The organism is Christiangramia sediminis (assembly GCF_020552705.1).
In the GTDB taxonomy this organism is placed as follows: Bacteria; Bacteroidota; Bacteroidia; order Flavobacteriales; family Flavobacteriaceae; genus Christiangramia; species Christiangramia sediminis.
On the sequence record NZ_JAJBZG010000005.1, the window covers coordinates 72,459 to 91,333 of the forward strand.

Sequence of the window (18,875 nt, forward strand, 5' to 3'; positions counted from 1 at the left end):
ATTACCGCAGCAAAAATCGCAAATAACGTTAGGGTAATTAAAATCTTTGCCCAGATATTTAAACCTTTTAGGGAACTGTTATAATTATGAACAAAATCTGTAAAAATTTCCATAAGCCTTTCTTTTAAGATTAATATTCAACTCTCTTAAATTTAATGACTTAAAGATGTTTTTCAAAAATTAATCGTTGAATACACAATAAATTAGTTATAAGACTCGTTGCCCGATTTTTAACAGGAATTTTTCATTCAAATTGACCAAATGCCTTTCTAAAAATCCTTCTCTAGTATTTTCAATTCAACCTAAAATAGATGTATAAATATGATATTCATCATTTTACACACGGGCTTTAAAGCCGAATTTTAAAGACTGCTTAGATTTTTGCTCAAGCATCCAAAACACCAGAGACATGAAAAAATCCAACCTAGATGTGTATCTGCTGTTGCCCATCAAGAATTTTATTGAAAAGCAAACCTCGGTGGGGATAAGCCTTATCATCTCCACGATCCTTGCGCTTGGTATTGCCAATTCTCCTCTGGCTGGTTACTATCATGAATTCTGGAAACAGGAAATCTATGTGGGACTTAATGAATTTTTAATAAGCAAAAGTCTGTTACACTGGATAAATGACGGCCTTATGTCCATGTTCTTTTTTCTGATAGGCCTGGAACTAAAAAAAGAAATTTTAAAGGGGGAACTATCAAGTTTAAGAGGAGCTATTTTACCTGTGGCTGCGGCTGTAGGCGGAATGTTATTTCCGGCATTGATCTATTTTATTTTAAACTCCGGTACCGATTCCATTTCAGGTTGGGGTATCCCAATGGCAACCGATATCGCCTTTGCACTGGGAATCCTCTATATTCTAAACGATAAAGTTCCGGTTTCACTCAAAATATTCTTAACCGCCATTGCAATTGCTGATGACATGGGGGCGGTACTCGTGATTGCTTTCTTTTATACCGAACAGATCTCAATCCAAAGTCTGGGCATAGGTATATTCTTTCTTCTTGTTCTAATTGCTGCCAACTTTATAGGCATAAGAAATACGCTATTTTATGCCGTCATGGGAATTGGCGGACTCTGGCTAGCCATTCTGCTTTCCGGTATTCATGCTACCATTGCTGCGGTTCTGGCGGCATTTGCAATTCCCACCAGCAAGAGAATAGATACTCCCATCTTTCTTAGGAAGGCTAAATTGCTATCTTTTCATATTAAGAATCAGCTTAAAAAAACGTTTCAAAGACCCGAAAAAAAGGAGGAAGAGATTTCCAATACCATTGAGAAATTCTCACTGCTTACCGAGGATGCGACCCCTCCCCTGCAGAGGCTTGAACATGCTTTATATCCTTTTGTAAGTTTTGTCGTTTTACCTTTGTTCGCCTTTGCCAATGCGGGCGTAAGCTTTACTAGTGAATCCTTTTCGCTTTTTCTGAAACCCGTGAGTCTGGGAATTTTTTTAGGATTGATCTTTGGCAAATTCTTCGGAATTGTTTTATTCACCAGACTCATGGTAAGCCTTAAAATATCTAAACTTCCCAAAGGTGTGAAATGGGATCATATTTACGGTGTAGGTTTACTAGGTGCAATTGGATTTACCATGTCCCTTTTTATAACAGATCTGGCGTTTGATACTGCAACCTATATGAACCAGGCCAAGATTGGTATTTTCTCAGCCTCTCTTCTTGCAGGTATTCTTGGTTATTTTTACCTCAAGCGCATAAACCCATAAATCCCAGAAACCTTAGCTTTCTCTATAGCCTTTATTATTCACAAAACTGGTATCTCTGGAGGTGAAACTCCAGACGGATAAGATATGAATTAGCCTAAAAAATTTGTATTCATAAAAAAGGACCCAAACATTTTTTTTACATTCTTATGATTCCATTTCCTCTGCGCGGAGGCGCCTTCCCGCCGCCAAAACTACTCAGCTTATAGGTAAAACTCAGCATCGCATATCTTTGTAACACAAGATTATTGACATCCTGAATATAGTCGTCACCAACAAGTCGCCTTGTATCCACATTTTGATCCAGGAGATCATATACCTTTACCTTAAGGGTGGCATTATCTTTTAAGAACTGATATCCCAGACTCATATTCCAAAGCAACGAAGTATTATCGAATCCCGGAGCTACATTTCCAAATTGATTGTAAGAAATATCATTACCGAAAACCACATTTTCTGGCCAGTAAGTAGTAGTCTCTAAAGATAAGGTGTGATTCGTATAGCTTTGGTCTCTTCCGCTATTTATATCGTAGGTGATATCATTATAGTTGAGCGTATAACCGGGATTGATCTCCAATACCTCATCTATAGCATAGGTCATTTGAAATCCAGGGCTCAGATTGAATTGATCAGATTTATATTTCACCGCGTTTATAAAACCAACATTTCGATTATAACCCGTATTCATTCGTAAACGCAAACGGAGCTCCCGGGCATCCTTTTTAAAAGTTTTGCTGTAAGAGCCTCCCAGATTACCGTTTACCACCCCATCTACGTTGGTATAGGTAGTTGTTCTTACAAAATCTTCTACACTACTGGTAGCTACCACCTGGTTATTTGTGAAATTGGCATACATATAACCAAAAAAGCCGCTACGGGTAGCAAAGTCAAAGTTTCTGAAATTAAAGTTTATCCGCTGGTTAAAAGTTGGCTTCAATTCAGGATTACCTACGATGATATTGAGAGGATTGGTGCGGTCTTCTACCGGTTGTAACTGCCTCACCGATGGCACATCGGCGTTTGTACTATATCCCAGGCTTATGCTCTTAGACCGCTCAATAGAATATCGAATATCGGCATCTACAAAAATATTATTATAGGTATTATCAAAGCTGACCTCATCAATAAAGTTTTCAGTTTTAAGACTGGTGCTTAAAAGGCCAATTTCAGTATCTATCCTCCATACTTCTCCTTCATAATTTATAGCGGCGTTCGGAGTATGCGTATAACTTTTTACTTCAAAATCATTACTTAGGAGCTCATTGAAATTTGTATAATTTCCGTCCACCGCATCAAAGACATTTCTGGTGTTACGGCTTTTTGAAGTTGAAAAATCATAATTAAGATCCAGGAATAACTTTTCGGCGAGTACACTTCTCTTGGAAATTCCAGCCCCAAAAGAATTTGAATTTTCATCCTGATCTATCAGCTGATCCTGAATCATATTATTTTCAGGAGTATTTATGAAAGTACTTTGTGAGAAATAAATATTCTCATTTTCCTGTTTAGAATGTGAATGGTCCAGGTCCAGTTGAAGGTAAGAACCACGGCTGCCAAAGCGTTTTATAAAATCGACATTATTTGAAAAATCTGCACTGGTCAATTCTTCCATTTCGTCTACATTAGAAGTATTCTGCAAATTCATATTCTCATCTAAAGTTTCTTCCTGACGATCTCTAAAGGAAGTTCCAATATTCGCATTAAATCGTGGAGCGATGGAAAGTTTCGTAAGCGTGTCAAATTCTACTTCATAACGCAGGTTTGCTCTGTGACTGTCATTAATAAGATTACTGGAGCTAAGGGAATTTGTGAAATATCTGGAATCTGGAAGTATATTTTCACGCTCCACCCTGGTCCTGGTTTCCGTATCATTTCTTCCGTAGAAATAATCGGTACTTAATTCCATATCATTATCCCATTCATTCACAAAATTAAAGCCGGCTGTTTCAGATTTTGTAATTCCGTTACTACTGCCAAAACCATTTCCGTTAATACTAAAAGAGCCATTGCTATTAAATCTTATAGTTCTTGCGTTCCCGCCCATCATATCAAAAACTTCATCAAAACTAAAGCCTGAACTATTGATATTATTGGAACTCGCTAAAACACTTAGCCTAAGATCATCCTTAAAATAATTGCCAATCCCGCTAAGCTCGTAACGATCGTCTGTACCTCCACCGGCAGTTAATCGAGAAAAATATCCTTTATTCTTATCTTCTTTCAGCTCGATATTAATGGTTTTATTATCAGGATCCCCGGCCTTTCCCGTGAATTCTTCACTTTTGGTCTTGGTATCGGTCACCTGAATTTTATCTATGATCTCCTTCGGAAGGTTTTTTGTAGCGATCTTTGGATCATTTCCGAAGAATTCCTTCCCATTTACGAGAATACGGGAAACGGGTTTTCCATTTACTGTTATATTTCCGTCTGAATCTACCTCAACTCCCGGCAGCTTCTTCATTAATTCTTCCAGATTTGCATCCTGCCTGGTATCGAAAGAACCAGCATTAAACTCCAGGGTATCTTTCTTTATAGTAATTGGAGCTCGGCTAGCGGTAAGAGTGACCTCATCAAGTGCGTTATCCATAAGTTGAAGCTGAATATCATCAAGAACGATACTCTTCTGAATTTTTACCACCTGTTGATGGGGAGCATATCCATTGTAACTTACAATAAGATTAAGCTTTTCAGCTGCGGTGTTTCCCTGCAGTATAAATTCACCATTCTTTTCAGAAATAGTATAGACAACCAGGCTACTGTCACCCGGCTTTTCAGTATAAATGGTAGCAGACTCTAAAGGATTTGAAGAATCATCCAAGACTTTTCCGGTGATTTGGAATTCCTGGGAATAACTAAAACTGGCAATAAAGATTGACAGCAGACTTAATATAAAACGCATTAAGTAAGCATATTAGGTTAAAATGAAAGCCAATAATCTGCCGTTAAAGCAAATTATTGGCTGTACTTAAGACGCAAAATACTAGTAATAGTTTAACCGAGACCGTTATTTTTTTCTGAAGAATATAGAGATTGGTACTCCCTGAAAATCAAATTCCTGTCGTAACTTATTCTCAATAAACCTTTTATACGGATCCCGCACGTACTGAGGAAGGTTACAGAAAAAGGCAAATTGGGGATGTGGCGTTGGCAACTGCATACAGAATTTGATCTTTACATACTTTCCTTTATAGGCCGGTGGAGGATTTTTTTCAATGATCGGTAGCATCACGTCGTTTAACTGGCGTGTTTTAATTTTCTTGCTCCTGCTTTCAAATACTTTTACCGCAGTTTCGATCGCTTTGAAAACACGTTGCTTGGTCAATACTGAAATAAAGATAATAGGCACATCTGTAAAAGGCTCTATCTCACGACGTATCATCGCTTCATATTCTTTCATGGTATTGGTTTCCTTATCTACAAGGTCCCATTTGTTCACCAGGATCACGATCCCCTTATGGTTTCTCTGTGCCAGCCAGAAGATATTCTGAACCTGACCATCAAAACCTCTGGTCGCATCTAAGACCACGAGACAAACATCACAATTCTCAATCGCACGAACAGACCGCATTACCGAGTAAAATTCAAGGTTTTCCTTTACCTTACTTTTTCTTCGGATTCCTGCAGTATCCACAAGGTTAAATTCAAATCCGTATCTGTTATATTTAGTATCAATAGAATCACGGGTTGTTCCCGCTATATCTGTAACGATATAGCGATCTTCCCCGATCAATGCATTTATAAATGAAGATTTACCAGCATTTGGTCTTCCCACTACTGCAAATCTTGGCAATTCAGATTCTTCTTCCTCTTCTATTTCGGGTAAAGCCTCAATAAGAGCATCTAAAAGATCTCCGGTTCCACTTCCATTTGTACTGGCGATTGGAAAATAATCACCCAAACCAAGCGAATAGAATTCTACGGCATTAGCCAGACGTTTGTTATTATCCACTTTATTTACTGCAAGAAGCACAGGTTTGTTAACTCTTCTAAGAAGATTTGCCACTTCTTCATCCATAGACGTAACTCCGCTTTCTACATCAACAATAAAAATAATAGCATCTGCCTCATCAATGGCCAGTTCTACCTGCTTATCAATTTCAGCTTCAAAGATATCATCGCTACCTTTTACATACCCACCGGTATCTATTAATGAAAATTTCTTTCCATTCCAGTCAGATTTACCGTAATGCCTGTCACGGGTTACCCCGCTTACAGAATCAATAATGGCTTCACGACGCTGTATAAGTCGGTTAAAAAAAGTTGATTTACCTACATTAGGTCTACCCACAATGGCGACAATATTGCCCATAACTATAAATTGATTTCAGGGAGCAAAATTAATGGTTTTAAACAAATTAACATGCTCTCTGTATTATGCTGAAAAGTTTATTTTTTATCGTTGTATCCGAATCTTCGGAGCTGTTGTGAATCGCTACGCCAGTTTTTATTCACTTTTACGTACAATTCCAGGTGTACCTGTTTACCGAAGAATTTTTCCAGGTCTTTTCTGGCCTCAACTCCTACCCTTTTAAGCGCAGCCCCTTTGTGACCTATAATGATGCCTTTTTGGGTTTCACGCTCTACCATAATCACGCTACGCATTCTTATGATATTTTCTTCTTCAAAAAATTCACCTGTTTCGATCTCAACACTGTAAGGGATCTCCTTTTTATAGTGAATTAGGATCTTTTCCCGAATGATCTCATTCACAAAAAAACGTTCCGGTTTATCAGTAAGGGTATCTTTGGGATAAAAAGCTGGTGATTCTGGAAGTAACTCTATAATTCTATTAAAAACTTCAGAAACATTAAATCCTTCTAATGCTGAAATTGGATGGATCTCTGCGGTAGGAACTTTTTCAGACCAGTATTTCACCTGCTCCTCCAATTGTTCCTGGTTAGATTTATCAATCTTATTCAAAAGCAAGAGTACCGGAACTTCTGAGTGTGCGATCTTATTAAAGAATGCTTCATCTTTTAATCCCTGTTCTCCTATTTCTACAATATAAATAAGCACATCTGCATCTTCAAAAGCAGATTTCACAAAATCCATCATGGACGCCTGCAATTCGTAAGCCGGTTTAATAATTCCCGGCGTATCGCTTAAGATGACCTGAAAATCCTCGCCATTTACAATTCCTAAAATCCTGTGACGCGTAGTCTGGGCTTTAGAAGTAATAATAGAAAGTCTTTCCCCAACGAAAGCATTCATCAGGGTTGATTTTCCCACGTTGGGATTACCAATAATATTTACAAATCCGGCCTTATGTGCCATAATGATAATTTTTGCAAAGGTATTTCTTTTTGGATACTGTGACCTAATCTTTATTGAATTTCTAACAACTGGCACTCAGTTACTTCCAAAACTAAACTTTTTACGTGCTTAATTGCTAAATAAATAAACATAAGTAGTTGAAAATCATAATTTAATAAAAATATGAACCTCCCCATTCAAAGACTTGCGCTTCTATTTTTAATAACTATTTTTGCCGCTTCTTAAAATCAAGCTGAAAAAGCCTTATTATGAAAAAAGTGTTGAACTTATTCGACTTCAAACAACAGGTTAATTATAGAACGGAAGTGCTTGCGGGATTAACCGTGGCAATGACCATGATCCCTGAGTCATTATCTTTCGCTATTCTAGCCGGATTCCCTCCACTAATGGGACTATACGCTTCATTTATAATGGGTTTGATCACGGCAATATTTGGAGGAAGACCTGGAATGATCTCCGGTGGTGCCGGCGCGACGGTTATAGTTCTAATAGCTTTAATGAAATCTGATGGCCTGGAATACGTTCTTGCTGCAGTGGCTCTAGCAGGGCTTATTCAGATTGTAATTGGAGTTTTTAAGCTTGGAAAGTTTATACGTTTAGTACCTCATCCTGTAATGTTCGGATTTGTGAACGGCTTAGCCATTATCATATTTATGTCTCAGTTAGACCAGTTTAAGACCGTTGTCAATGGCGATATAGTATGGCTAACCGGAACCTCATTATATATTATGGCCGGTTTAGTGGCCTTAACTATTGCGATTGTAGTACTGCTCCCAAAGATTACTAAAGCAGTTCCTTCTTCACTAGTTGCCATAATTGTCGTATTCGTATTGGTATATTTCCTGGGTATAGATACTAAAACAGTTGAAGATATCGCCTCTGTAAGTGGTGGTTTCCCTCCTTTTCATATTCCTAATATTCCATTGAATTTTGAAACCCTGAAACTAATCGCACCATATTCTATGATCATGGCAGCCGTTGGATTAACCGAAGGCTTGCTTACTTTAAACCTAGTTGATGAAATTACTGAGACTAAAGGAAATGGTAACAGAGAATGTATTGCACAAGGGAGCGCAAACGTATTAAATGGATTTTTCTTCGGAATGGGTGGCTGTCCAATGATCGCTCAAACCTTAGTGAACCTGTCGGCTGGATCCAGAGCTAGATTATCCGGGATAATTGCAGCTTTTACCATTCTGGCAATTATTTTATTTGGTGCTCCAATAATAGAACAAGTACCAATGGCAGCTCTTGTAGGAGTAATGATCATGGTAGCAATTGGAACTTTTGAGTGGGCCAGTTTAAAGATTTTCAATAAAGTCCCTAAGAAAGATATTTTCCTGGTAATCATAGTTGCTGTAATAACAGTTCTTCTACACAATTTAGCCTTAGCGGTTTTAATTGGAGTAATACTTTCTGCATTGTTCTTTGCATGGGAAAGCGCCAAAAGAATTAGAGCCAGAAAATTTATTGATGAAAATGGAGTGAAGCATTATGAAATATATGGCCCCTTATTCTTTGCCTCTACCACTAACTTTGCAGAGAAATTTGATGCTGTAAATGATCCGGAAGAGATCATAATCGACTTTAAGGATAGCCGGGTTTCAGACATGTCGGCCATTGAAGCCTTAAACGCAGTGACTCACCGCTATAGTAAGGTTGGTAAAAAAGTACATTTGAGACATTTGAGCGATGACTGCCGAAGATTATTGAAAAATGCTGACGCCATAATAGAAGTTAACATTCTGGAAGACCCTGATTACAAGGTCGCTGCAGACAAGCACTAGAGCTTATTGTCATTAATCTCGATCCAGTATCCATCAGGGTCCTGGAGATAGATCTGTTTGATACCATCTGGTCGGGTATTAGTAATCTCTTTTTCACCTGTCCAGTTTTCAAAAGGAATCTCTTTTTTCTTCAAAAATTCCATAAATGTTTCAAGCTTAGAAGTGTTCAGCGCCATATGTACGCCTTTATGCTTTTCAGGCAGTTCTTTACTCTCTATAAGATGTAGCTGAACTTCATTTCCCAGTTCAAACCATCTAATATGCACTGGCAAACCTCCATTAGGAATTTCTTTCAATCCAAGAATCTCAGCATAGAACTTTGCTGAGGCATTTACATCTTTCACCTGTATGGCATCGTGATCTTTATTGAATTCAACTTTGGTTTGCGCATTCATCATGGTTGTGAAATATAATAAGAAACTTAGTGCAAATAGTTTATACATAATTCAGGAACTTGAACAATAAAAATAGGTAATTTATAGGAATCTTTACTTAAGTCCGGAAAGCTTTAAAATCTGGATTTTTCTTTTAAACATTACTTAAAATGACCAATCAGAAAATTTAATATTCCTAACTTTCAGAAACCAAAATAAAAATTTTTTTAGATGGCTGAGCTTAGTGAAGATGAATTTAAGAATATACTATCTATTCAGAATAAATGTACCCGCCTAAACCTCAACGAAAATATCTACGGGACTTTCGCTGAAATAGGGGCGGGTCAGGAAACAGTTCGTCATTTTTTCAGAGCAAGCAATCCTAAGGGAACTATCGCCAAAACTTTAAGTGCTTATGACAAGGATTTTAGCGATGCCATCTATGGTCTGGACCCACAAAACAGGTATGTTACCGAAACCCGCTTAAAGCGAATGATAGATTATGAGGCTGAGCTCATCGAACAACGACTTTCCCGAAAGAAATATCCCAATAAACTCTTTTTTAGTTATGCCAATACAGTGGCTACAATAGATTGGGCGAAAAAATACAAGGGTCACGGCTGGCTGGGCATCAAATTTCAACGTGAGCCTAAACAAGATTATAGCGAGATCATACTTCATGTTCAGTTTCATGAAAACAATGCTTCTCAACAGCAAATTAGCCTGGGTGTAATGGGGGTGAATTTGATCTATGCCGCGTTCTACCAGAGTGACAATCCCAAAGAGCTTATTAAAAAACTTTATGACCATTTAAGTGTAGACAAAATTGAGATCGATTCCATTAATTTTAAGGGACCGGTATTTAAAGATGTAGATAACAGATTAATGAGCCTGGAACTGGTAAAAGAAGGAATCACAGAGGCGGTAATGTTTTCTACGGAAGGGAATAATATATTACCGGCCAATGTCCTGTATAAAAAAAACATTCTGGCCTTGAGAGGAAGTTTTAGACCGGTGACAAATTTGAATCTGAATATGTTCACCTCTGCACGAAAGCTGTTTCTTGAAGAGGAGGAGGTAAATCCTGATAAAACAGTCATTATTTTTGAGATGACTTTAAATAATTTAAAAGCCGAAGGAGAAATAGATGAAAAGGATTTTCTGGACCGGGCAGATCTGTTATGCGCTTCGGGGCACACTGTTATGATCTCAAATTTTCAGGAATATTATAAAGTAGTGGAATACTTTTCCTTACACACTAAAAAGCAACTTGGTCTGGCGATGGGAGTGGATAATCTTATTGATATTTTTAATGAGAAATATTATCGCCATCTAAGTGGTGGAATCCTGGAGGCTTTTGGAAAATTATTCTTTAAAAGCCTAAAAGTTTACCTGTATCCCTTAAAAGATGAAAAAACTGGAGAGATTATTACCAGCAAAAATTTAAAGGTGCATCCAAGAGTAAAGGAATTATATAAGTTTTTCGTAGATAATGGGAAAGTGATAGATATTGAAGACTACGAAGAGAAATATTTAGATATTCATCCAAGAAAGGTATATGAAATGATTCGGGAAGGCAATCCTGAATGGGAAAATATGGTTCCGGGATTAACCGCTAAAATGATCAAGGAAAAGAATCTTTTTCAGGAAGAAAAAGCTTCACACAGCTAAATTTTCTAGGTGGAAAACTCAGTTTTCATCCCACGATCATACATCACGATACTTCCCGCAACAGATACATTTAAACTTAAAGTAGATTTAAACTTTACCAGGTAATGTGCTTTTTCAATGGCCGCATTAGAGAGGCCATGATCTTCAGCTCCTAACAAATAAACGCAACGCCTCGGGTGCTTGAATTTTTCTAAAGGCTGTGCATCTTCGGTTAGTTCTACCCCCACCAGCATAGCTCCTTTAGGTAAATGAGCATAAAAGTCCTCAAAATTATCATAATGAAAATAAGGCATAGCTCCCACTGCCTTGTGTGTATCACAGGCTTGTTTTGAATAGCGGTTCCCAATTGTGTAAATAAAGCTCGCTCCCATATTTTGAGCCGAACGCCATAAAACTCCAAGATTTTCTGGCGTCTTACCGTTTTGGATACCTATTCCAAAAAAACCCTGTTTCAGATTATCTGTTTGCATAATGCAAAAGTAATATTCTAAGTGCTTTATCCCTAAAATACCTGATTACAGGTATTCCATATTAGCAACTTTCAAATGAGATTTGTCAGTTACTTCGCTGTATTTCAAAAAGCTGAAGTGGCTAAAAAGAACTAACAGTCAATTTTTAATCAATATGCGAAACTCATTTTTAAAATTTGAAACAGGGAATAGAAAGTACCTGACTGTATTTTTAGTAATATTCCTCCTTATTTTAACTTCATGTAATGATAAAGATTACAAAGAAGTTCCGGAAGAAAAGAAAATGACTATGAACGATAGTATAAAACGAGGTGAATACCTTGTAAAAACTATTGGATGTCATGATTGTCACTCTCCAAAGAGAATGACGGAAAGGGGCCCGGAAGAGATCCCAGAACTTGCCTTGAGCGGACATCAGGCGGGAGACTCTCTACCTCCTCTTAATCCAGAAACGCTAAAAAATGGCTGGATGTTAATGACGGGCGATCTAACTGCAGCAGTTGGCCCCTGGGGAGTTTCTTTTGCTGCAAATATAACTTCTGATGACACAGGCCTTGGAAACTGGAACATGGAAAGATTTAAAACAGCGATGCGCGAAGGTAAGATTAAAGGTGATAAGGGAGGCAGAATGATGCTTCCTCCCATGCCATGGCAAAATTTCGGCAAATTATCTGATGAAGATCTGGAATCTATGTTCAAATATTTGCATAGTACAAAACCGGTAAATAATGCGGTTCCTCCGCCTATACCCCCTAATAAACTGGATAGTTTAAAAACGAAATGAATAAATTTTATTCCACTTTAAAAGTCTTTAGCATGCCTTTAGTTTGTGAATCTGGTATTTCAGAGATCAATGCATAATTACCCGGTTTTAATTCTGCAGTGAAGTAACCGGTCCCTCCTTCATTTAATTCCTGCATACCTCCCAAAAACTTAAATCCTGCCGGCGCCGGGGTTTGTAATCCTTCTGGATTTGCCCAGTTCATCCAGCTATTTAATGCTGATAAATCGGCTCCCTGATCTACCCAAACCAAATGCACATCATGCTTAGAAAAATTTTCATGAATCTTTTGTTCTCCAAATTTAACTTTAAAAGTTTTCTTACCGGGAGAAACTCTTTCATCAAAACTAATCCCGGTTTTGGCATCAATAGATATGCTGTAATCTTCAGTAATATTCACATCAGAACTATCTCCCGGTGTTACCTGAATCTCCTTGATCATACCTTGAGTTGAATGAAAAATACCTCCCGGCATTTTTACATAACATTCTATAATATAAGTCCCCGGCTCGAGATACAAAGTAGACTGAGCCTCACTTTTAGCAGAAATAAGACCCACACCTCCGCTGAATTCAACTTCCTGGAACCATTCTGGTATTTTGGCAAAAGCAGCATTAGTCTGTTCTGGATTGCCTGATATAATCGCATTCATTCCCTCCTGAAAAGCTGGTATTATCTCAGATTTTGCATTTTCTACTCCCTTCCCTTCCGGATATTTTTCAAAGACCACAAAATGGGTTTCATTTGATTTGTTTTTGTACTTAAATGTATGCCATCCAGACTCTAATTGATCTCTGGTTTTAAATTCCATAGAGTTGGTCACGATCTCTATCATATTGCTTTTAGAAACCTCATTTTCTTTCTTATTTTCGGAGAGAACCTCATTCTTTTCTTCTTTCTTCTCTTTATCCTGGCAAGCAACAATTGATATCCCCAGAAAAATTAATAGAATGAATCTGGTAAAAAATAAACTCAATTTCCTGATTTTCATATCTGTAAAATTTGATTGGTTGAATAAATTATCCGGGAGCTTCTAACTAAATTCTTAAAATTCCATCCCATTTCAAAGGAAAAACTTTATTAATAAGCATAATTAACCACCTAAACCTTAATTAATTGTCAAAATATTAAACAAGTTCTGAAATCAATACGATTTTCAGAAATCGTTTATTAAATTTAAGATTCTGACCATTAAAAAAATTAAACTTTCAAGTTGGTATGCTAGAAAAAAGCAGAATTGTAATTGAAAATATAAGTCCCGTTATTAATTGCGGTGATTATGCGGTAAAAAGAGTCGTGAATGAAATTGTTGATGTCCAGGCCGTTATTTTTGGAGATGGCCATGATATCATACAGGCTTCGGTATTTTATAAACATTCCGGTAAACCTACCTGGAACGAATCCAGAATGCACCCAGCCGAAAACGATATCTGGAAAGGTCTATTTAAAGTAGAAAAGCAGGGCGAATATGAATATTACATTCAGGGCTGGGAAGATCATGGACTCAACTGGCGTCACGGGATCATAAAAAAAATAGAGGATGCTCAAAAAGTAACTTCAGAATTATTAGAAGGTGCTGAAATTTTAAAACCTGTTTTACAAAAATGCACTAAAACAGAGGCTGTCCTGGTAAAACGTGCCATTGCTGCTTTTAGCGATGCCGGGAAATATGAGGAGGCGGTTAGCATTTGTCTGGATACGCAGCTGGAAGAAATACTTTTAAAATATCCGCATAAAGCTGTACCATTTGAATCGGAGAAATTCCCGATCTACGTAGACAGGCAAAAAGCAAGATTCAGTACCTGGTATGAATTCTTTCCTCGTTCGGCTTCTTCAGAAGAAGGGAAGCACGGTACTTTTAAGGATTGTGAAGATATTCTTCCAAGAGTGGCAGAAATGGGGTTTGACACCTTATATTTTCCACCCATCCACCCAATAGGCGAGGTTAACCGAAAAGGGAAAAATAATGCTACTAATGCGGAAAATAATGATGTGGGCTCTCCATGGGGAATAGGTTCAGAGAAAGGCGGGCATAAAGATATCCATCCAGAATTAGGGAATATAAAAGATTTCAAGTCGCTGATAAAAAAAGCAAAAGACCTGGGCATTGAAGTGGCTATGGATTTTGCTCTACAGGCTGCGCCAGACCACCCCTATGTAAAAAAACATCCTAACTGGTTTAAATGGAGACCGGATGGAAGCATTCAGTATGCTGAAAATCCTCCAAAAAAATACCAGGATATTCTTCCCATCTATTTTGAATCTGAAGAATGGAAGAAAATGTGGAAAGAATTTCTGGACATTGTTCTATACTGGGTAGAGGAAGCAGGAATTCAGGTTTTTAGAGTTGACAATCCGCATACCAAACCATTCTATTTCTGGGGATGGTTGATTGCCGAAGTAAAGAAAAAGCATCCTGATGTACTTTTTCTGGCAGAAGCATTTGCCAGACCAAAAATAATGGAACAGTTGGGGAAACAGGGATTTACCCAGTCTTACACTTACTTTACCTGGAGAACCAATAAACATGAACTTATAGAATATGTAAACCAGTTAACCAAAACAGAATTAAAAGAATATTTCAGGCCGAATTTCTGGCCAAATACGCCAGATATCAACCCTTATCATCTTCAGGGAGCAAATGAGTCCATGTTTATGATCAGATACTTCCTGGCGGCAACTTTAAGCTCCAATACAGGTATCTACGGGCCGGTTTTCGAATATATGATCTCTGATGCCGTACCCGGAAAAGAGGAATATCTTGATTCCGAAAAATATCAGATAAGCCACTGGGACTGGAAAGCAGAAAATAAATTAATGCGCGTGATCACCAAGATCAATGAAGCCAGAAAAAATAACATTTCCCTGCAGCAAACCAATAACATTCAGTTTTGCGAAATTCATGAAGACGCCTTAATGGCTTATTACAAATATGATCAGGAAAAGGAAAACCAAACACTTATGATCGTAAGCTTAGATCCATATTATACTATGCAGGGTTCTGTAAAAGTGCCACGACATGAACTTGGTTTACACGAGGGAGAATCAATAAGGGTTGAAGATCAAATCACAGGTAATTCTTACCATTGGGACCAGGAATGGTGCTACGTGGAATTACATCCGGGAATGCCATTCCACCTATTTACAATTCATAAAAACTAAGAGAATGTCAAAGAAGGCAAAACCTAACGTGAATACTTCAGATTTTCAGTTTAAGAATACCTGGGACACCGCATTTGAGGACCAGGAATTCATCAAGACTTTCAGTACAGAGATTCTTGAGGATTATATTCTGAAGAAACGTTGGTATGCCGGCAAGTCGAGTACATTAAAATATATTGAAGTGGTGGACCACTGTAAGCTGAGTTCTGAAAAGAATACTTTTTATGGGGTCCTTATCCAGATCAACTTCAGCGAGGCATTTTTTCAGGATTATTTTATCCCCGTTAGTTTTATTCCCGGAGATAAGGAAAATCTTGAAACGAATACCATTATTGCCCCGGTAACTTTTAATGCTGTACAAGGACATCTCATAGATGCTTTGCACATAGAAGATTTTAGAATACTTGTCTTTAACAGGATCATGGGTTATCCGGAAGAGAGTGCACATAAAAAGATCCTTTTTCACCGATCGGATACTATGAAACCTGCAAAGTATAAATCTTCAGGATTTATGGGAGGTGAACAAAGCAATACTTCTATAATTTATAATGACAAGCTGGTCATGAAATTCTTCCGAAGAATATACACCAGTAAAAATCCCGACTATGAAATAAGCCGTTTTTTAACAGAAAAGAGCACTTTCCGTAATATCCCTGCCTACGTGGGTAGTATCAATCTCGCCCTGGATAACGGGGATACCATTACCCTTGCCCTGATGCAGGATCTTATAGAGAACGAAGGGGATGCGTGGAAATACATGTTGGAAGAATTGAAGTCGGTTTTTAGCAATCTCGAGAAGAAGAAGATCAAAGTAAAAAAACTACCCGATATTCCGCTTTATCAAAGGCAGCCAATAAATTCTATTCCTCCTGAAATTATTGATTTTGCAGGCTTGAATATCTTTCTAAAAGTTTCCAAACTTGCTCTTAGAACTGCTGAAATGCATATCGCCCTGGGTAGTGATATGCAGGATACGGCCTTTACCCCCACAAAATATAATGGAGATTATGCAGTATGGCTGAAAAACCGTCTTATTTATATGTTTCAGAATAGATTGAATACTATCGAGAATAATATGCATAAACTTGAAGGAGAAGCTCTGGAACTGGCCAAGGAATTTCTGGACAAGAAAAAAGAGATCAGGGAACATTTCCTTAATTTCAACTGGACCCGGATGAAGAGTGAAAGAATTAGAATTCATGGGGATTATCACCTTGGACAGGTACTGGTAGATCATGATGATTTTTACCTTCTGGACTTCGAAGGAGAACCTGAAAGTACCATTCAGGACAGAAAAGTGAAACAACCTCCGTTAAAAGATGTGGCAGGAATGTTCAGATCATTTCATTATGCCATATATTCAACGATCTTTAATAATGACGGAAGTTTCTCTACCTCGCAGGAAGATATGTTCGATGCCGGCGAAGTGCTTTATAAATATATGATTGGTGTTTTTATGGAAACATATGTACATAAGGTACAATCTGAAAACCTGAATATAGGTTATAAACAGGAAATTGAATTTCTACTGGATTACTGCCTGCTGGAAAAGGCTGTTTATGAACTTGGTTATGAACTAAATTCAAGGCCTCGCTGGACCATTATTCCTCTACGAGGTATTTCCAGTATTTTAAAGAATAAGAAAAATTAAAAACCAACTATGAAGAAAGAAGTAAAAGTACACTCTTTATTTTCAGATTTCGATATATCCCTTTTCAGAGCAGGAAAACATTACCGACTCTATGAAAAATTTGGCGCTCACATCATGGAAGTAGATGGAGAAAAAGGGGTTTATTTTGCAGTCTGGGCACCTTCAGCAAAGGCTGTCTCAGTGATCGGAGATTTTAATTACTGGATGGAAGGCGAACATCCCTTAAATGTAAGATGGGATGAGAGCGGTATCTGGGAGGGTTTTATCCCCGGGGTTGAAAAAGGATCGAAATATAAATACAAGATACATTCCAATAACAATGATATGAAGCTTGAAAAGGCAGACCCTTATGCCTTAAAATGTGAGCATCCGCCCAACACGGCTTCTATCGTTTGGGAACTTGACTATAAGTGGAATGATAAAAAATATATGTCTTCCAGAAAGGACAAAAATGGTCTTGATAATCCCTATTCTGTCTACGAGGTCCACTTAGGTTCCTGGAGAAAGAATATGGATGAGAATCGATCGCTTACCTATGTTGAAATGGCCGATGAACTGGTTTCCTATGTAAAAGAAATCGGATTCACCCATGTAGAGTTTATGCCAATTATGGAATATCCTTATGATCCTTCGTGGGGATATCAATTAACCGGGTACTTTGCACCCACATCGCGTTTTGGTGATCCTCAGGAATTCATGTATTTAATGGATGCATTTCACAAAGCCGGGATTGGAGTTATACTGGACTGGGTTCCCTCCCATTTCCCGGAAGACAAACATGGTTTAGGTCAATTTGACGGCTCACACCTTTACGAACATCCAGATCCTCGCAAAGGTTATCATCCCGATTGGAAAAGTTTGATCTTTAACTACGGAAGAAACGAGGTAAGATCATTCCTTATAAGTAATGCTGTTTTCTGGCTGGATAAATATCATGCCGATGGATTAAGAGTAGATGCGGTAGCTTCTATGCTTTATCTGGATTATTCCCGTGGGGATGGAGAATGGGAACCAAATGAACATGGTGGTAGAGAAAACCTGGACGCCATTAGCTTTGTTCGCGATCTAAATACTGAAATTTATAAAAGCTTTGAAGGAGTGCAGACCATTGCCGAAGAATCGACCTCGTTCCCGATGGTTTCAAAACCTGTAGATCTTGGCGGGTTAGGTTTTGGAATGAAATGGATGATGGGATGGATGCATGACACGCTGGAATATTTTAAGAAAGACCCTATCTACAGGCAACATCATCAAAATGATATTACCTTTAGTATGACCTATACCTTTACCGAAAATTTTGTACTTCCACTAAGTCACGATGAAGTTGTGTATGGTAAGAGATCATTACTGGTAAGAATGCCCGGTGACGACTGGCAAAGATTTGCCAATTTAAGACTGCTTTATTCATATATGTTTACCCATCCGGGAGCGAAACTTCTATTTATGGGAGCTGAAATAGGGCAGTATGAAGAATGGAATTTTGACACCAGTTTAGACTGGCATTTACTGGAATATGAACCTCATCTAGGCATCAAAAAAGTTCTTACAGATCTTAATAAACTTTATAAGACCAGGCCTGCCCTTCATGAAAAACAATTCTCAGCAGAAGGATTTGAGTGGATCGCTTATGATGATAGTCAGAACTCCGTTTTAAGTTTTATTAGAAACGGCAAAGATCCTAAGAATTCCTTGGTGATCGTCTGCAATTTCACCCCCACCGTCTTAAAAAATTACAGTGTTGGATTACCTGCAGGCGGAAAACTGAAGGAAATTTTCAATTCAGATGATAAGAAATACGGAGGTTCAGGATTAAAAAACAAAGTACTTAAAATTGAAAAAGAATCATTTCACGGTCGGGAGCACTCAGCTCAGATAAACATTCCGCCATTAGGAACAGTTGTTTTTGAAATTTTATGAACAAGCATATAATTATTCAAGGGAATAAACTTCTTTTGTAACTGGCTAAAAAAGATTGCAAG

General features: G+C 37.9%; 13 protein-coding genes. 7 read left to right on the forward strand and 6 right to left on the reverse strand.

The annotated features are described in order from the left end of the window. Positions 1-409: 409 nt before the first annotated feature. Complete coding sequence (nhaA, locus tag LGQ90_RS09690; protein ID WP_229340576.1) at positions 410-1,729, forward strand: Na+/H+ antiporter NhaA; 1,320 nt, start codon at positions 410-412, stop codon at positions 1,727-1,729. Between the two features lie 136 nt (positions 1,730-1,865). On the opposite strand, the gene LGQ90_RS09695 is transcribed toward nhaA, so the two are convergent. From LGQ90_RS09695 to era, 3 genes are all read right to left on the reverse strand, one after another. Continuing rightward, positions 1,866-4,625, reverse strand: a complete 2,760-nt coding sequence (locus tag LGQ90_RS09695; RefSeq protein ID WP_229340578.1) for an outer membrane beta-barrel protein — start codon at positions 4,623-4,625, stop codon at positions 1,866-1,868. A 105-nt stretch (positions 4,626-4,730) separates the two neighbouring features. Continuing rightward, the gene (der, locus tag LGQ90_RS09700) at positions 4,731-6,035 is read right to left on the reverse strand and encodes a ribosome biogenesis GTPase Der (protein ID WP_229340579.1); all 1,305 of its coding nucleotides are present in this window, start codon (positions 6,033-6,035) and stop codon (positions 4,731-4,733) included. Positions 6,036-6,112: 77 nt separating this feature from the next. After that, a complete protein-coding gene (era, locus tag LGQ90_RS09705; RefSeq protein WP_229340581.1) occupies positions 6,113-7,000 on the reverse strand; it encodes a GTPase Era in 888 nt (295 codons plus the stop codon). A 248-nt stretch (positions 7,001-7,248) separates the two neighbouring features. Between era and LGQ90_RS09710 the strand changes: the two genes are divergently transcribed. Then, a complete protein-coding gene (locus tag LGQ90_RS09710; RefSeq protein WP_229340583.1) occupies positions 7,249-8,787 on the forward strand; it encodes a SulP family inorganic anion transporter in 1,539 nt (512 codons plus the stop codon). Here the strand turns inward: LGQ90_RS09710 and LGQ90_RS09715 are convergent. Beyond that, positions 8,784-9,230 carry a VOC family protein gene (locus tag LGQ90_RS09715; RefSeq protein ID WP_229340585.1) on the reverse strand — a complete coding sequence of 149 codons (447 nt, stop codon included), beginning with the start codon at positions 9,228-9,230 and terminating at the stop codon, positions 8,784-8,786. The genes LGQ90_RS09710 and LGQ90_RS09715 overlap by 4 nt on opposite strands. A 162-nt stretch (positions 9,231-9,392) precedes the next feature. On the opposite strand from LGQ90_RS09715, the gene LGQ90_RS09720 reads away from it, so the two are divergent. Next, complete coding sequence (locus LGQ90_RS09720; protein WP_229340587.1) at positions 9,393-10,832, forward strand: TonB-dependent receptor; 1,440 nt, start codon at positions 9,393-9,395, stop codon at positions 10,830-10,832. A gap of 5 nt (positions 10,833-10,837) precedes the next feature. Here LGQ90_RS09720 and LGQ90_RS09725 read toward each other — a convergent pair whose 3' ends face one another. After that, complete coding sequence (locus LGQ90_RS09725) at positions 10,838-11,302, reverse strand: RNA methyltransferase (protein ID WP_229340589.1); 465 nt, start codon at positions 11,300-11,302, stop codon at positions 10,838-10,840. A 154-nt stretch (positions 11,303-11,456) separates the two neighbouring features. Here LGQ90_RS09725 and LGQ90_RS09730 point away from each other — a divergent pair, with 154 nt between their 5' ends. Continuing rightward, positions 11,457-12,086, forward strand: a complete 630-nt coding sequence (locus LGQ90_RS09730) for a c-type cytochrome (RefSeq protein ID WP_229340592.1) — start codon at positions 11,457-11,459, stop codon at positions 12,084-12,086. A gap of 7 nt (positions 12,087-12,093) precedes the next feature. Here LGQ90_RS09730 and LGQ90_RS09735 read toward each other — a convergent pair whose 3' ends face one another. Next, the gene (locus tag LGQ90_RS09735; protein WP_229340594.1) at positions 12,094-13,074 is read right to left on the reverse strand and encodes a hypothetical protein; all 981 of its coding nucleotides are present in this window, start codon (positions 13,072-13,074) and stop codon (positions 12,094-12,096) included. Between the two features lie 227 nt (positions 13,075-13,301). Here LGQ90_RS09735 and LGQ90_RS09740 point away from each other — a divergent pair, with 227 nt between their 5' ends. The 3 genes from LGQ90_RS09740 to glgB are packed head-to-tail and all read left to right on the forward strand — an operon-like array spanning position 13,302 to position 18,813. Next, positions 13,302-15,245, forward strand: a complete 1,944-nt coding sequence (locus LGQ90_RS09740) for an alpha-1,4-glucan--maltose-1-phosphate maltosyltransferase (protein ID WP_229340596.1) — start codon at positions 13,302-13,304, stop codon at positions 15,243-15,245. 4 nt (positions 15,246-15,249) lie between these two features. Beyond that, a complete protein-coding gene (locus tag LGQ90_RS09745) occupies positions 15,250-16,896 on the forward strand; it encodes a maltokinase N-terminal cap-like domain-containing protein (RefSeq protein WP_229340598.1) in 1,647 nt (548 codons plus the stop codon). A gap of 9 nt (positions 16,897-16,905) precedes the next feature. Then, on the forward strand, positions 16,906-18,813 hold the full coding sequence (glgB, locus tag LGQ90_RS09750; RefSeq protein WP_229340600.1) for a 1,4-alpha-glucan branching protein GlgB: 1,908 nt from the start codon (positions 16,906-16,908) through the stop codon (positions 18,811-18,813). Positions 18,814-18,875: the final 62 nt, after the last annotated feature.

Coding starts and splice junctions, on each gene's coding strand:
- nhaA (WP_229340576.1), top strand. CDS start 410: ATGAAAAAATCCAACCTAGATGTGTATCTGCTGTTGCCCATCAAGAAT.
- LGQ90_RS09695 (WP_229340578.1), bottom strand. CDS start 4,625: ATGCGTTTTATATTAAGTCTGCTGTCAATCTTTATTGCCAGTTTTAGT.
- der (WP_229340579.1), bottom strand. CDS start 6,035: ATGGGCAATATTGTCGCCATTGTGGGTAGACCTAATGTAGGTAAATCA.
- era (WP_229340581.1), bottom strand. CDS start 7,000: ATGGCACATAAGGCCGGATTTGTAAATATTATTGGTAATCCCAACGTG.
- LGQ90_RS09710 (WP_229340583.1), top strand. CDS start 7,249: ATGAAAAAAGTGTTGAACTTATTCGACTTCAAACAACAGGTTAATTAT.
- LGQ90_RS09715 (WP_229340585.1), bottom strand. CDS start 9,230: ATGTATAAACTATTTGCACTAAGTTTCTTATTATATTTCACAACCATG.
- LGQ90_RS09720 (WP_229340587.1), top strand. CDS start 9,393: ATGGCTGAGCTTAGTGAAGATGAATTTAAGAATATACTATCTATTCAG.
- LGQ90_RS09725 (WP_229340589.1), bottom strand. CDS start 11,302: ATGCAAACAGATAATCTGAAACAGGGTTTTTTTGGAATAGGTATCCAA.
- LGQ90_RS09730 (WP_229340592.1), top strand. CDS start 11,457: ATGCGAAACTCATTTTTAAAATTTGAAACAGGGAATAGAAAGTACCTG.
- LGQ90_RS09735 (WP_229340594.1), bottom strand. CDS start 13,074: ATGAAAATCAGGAAATTGAGTTTATTTTTTACCAGATTCATTCTATTA.
- LGQ90_RS09740 (WP_229340596.1), top strand. CDS start 13,302: ATGCTAGAAAAAAGCAGAATTGTAATTGAAAATATAAGTCCCGTTATT.
- LGQ90_RS09745 (WP_229340598.1), top strand. CDS start 15,250: ATGTCAAAGAAGGCAAAACCTAACGTGAATACTTCAGATTTTCAGTTT.
- glgB (WP_229340600.1), top strand. CDS start 16,906: ATGAAGAAAGAAGTAAAAGTACACTCTTTATTTTCAGATTTCGATATA.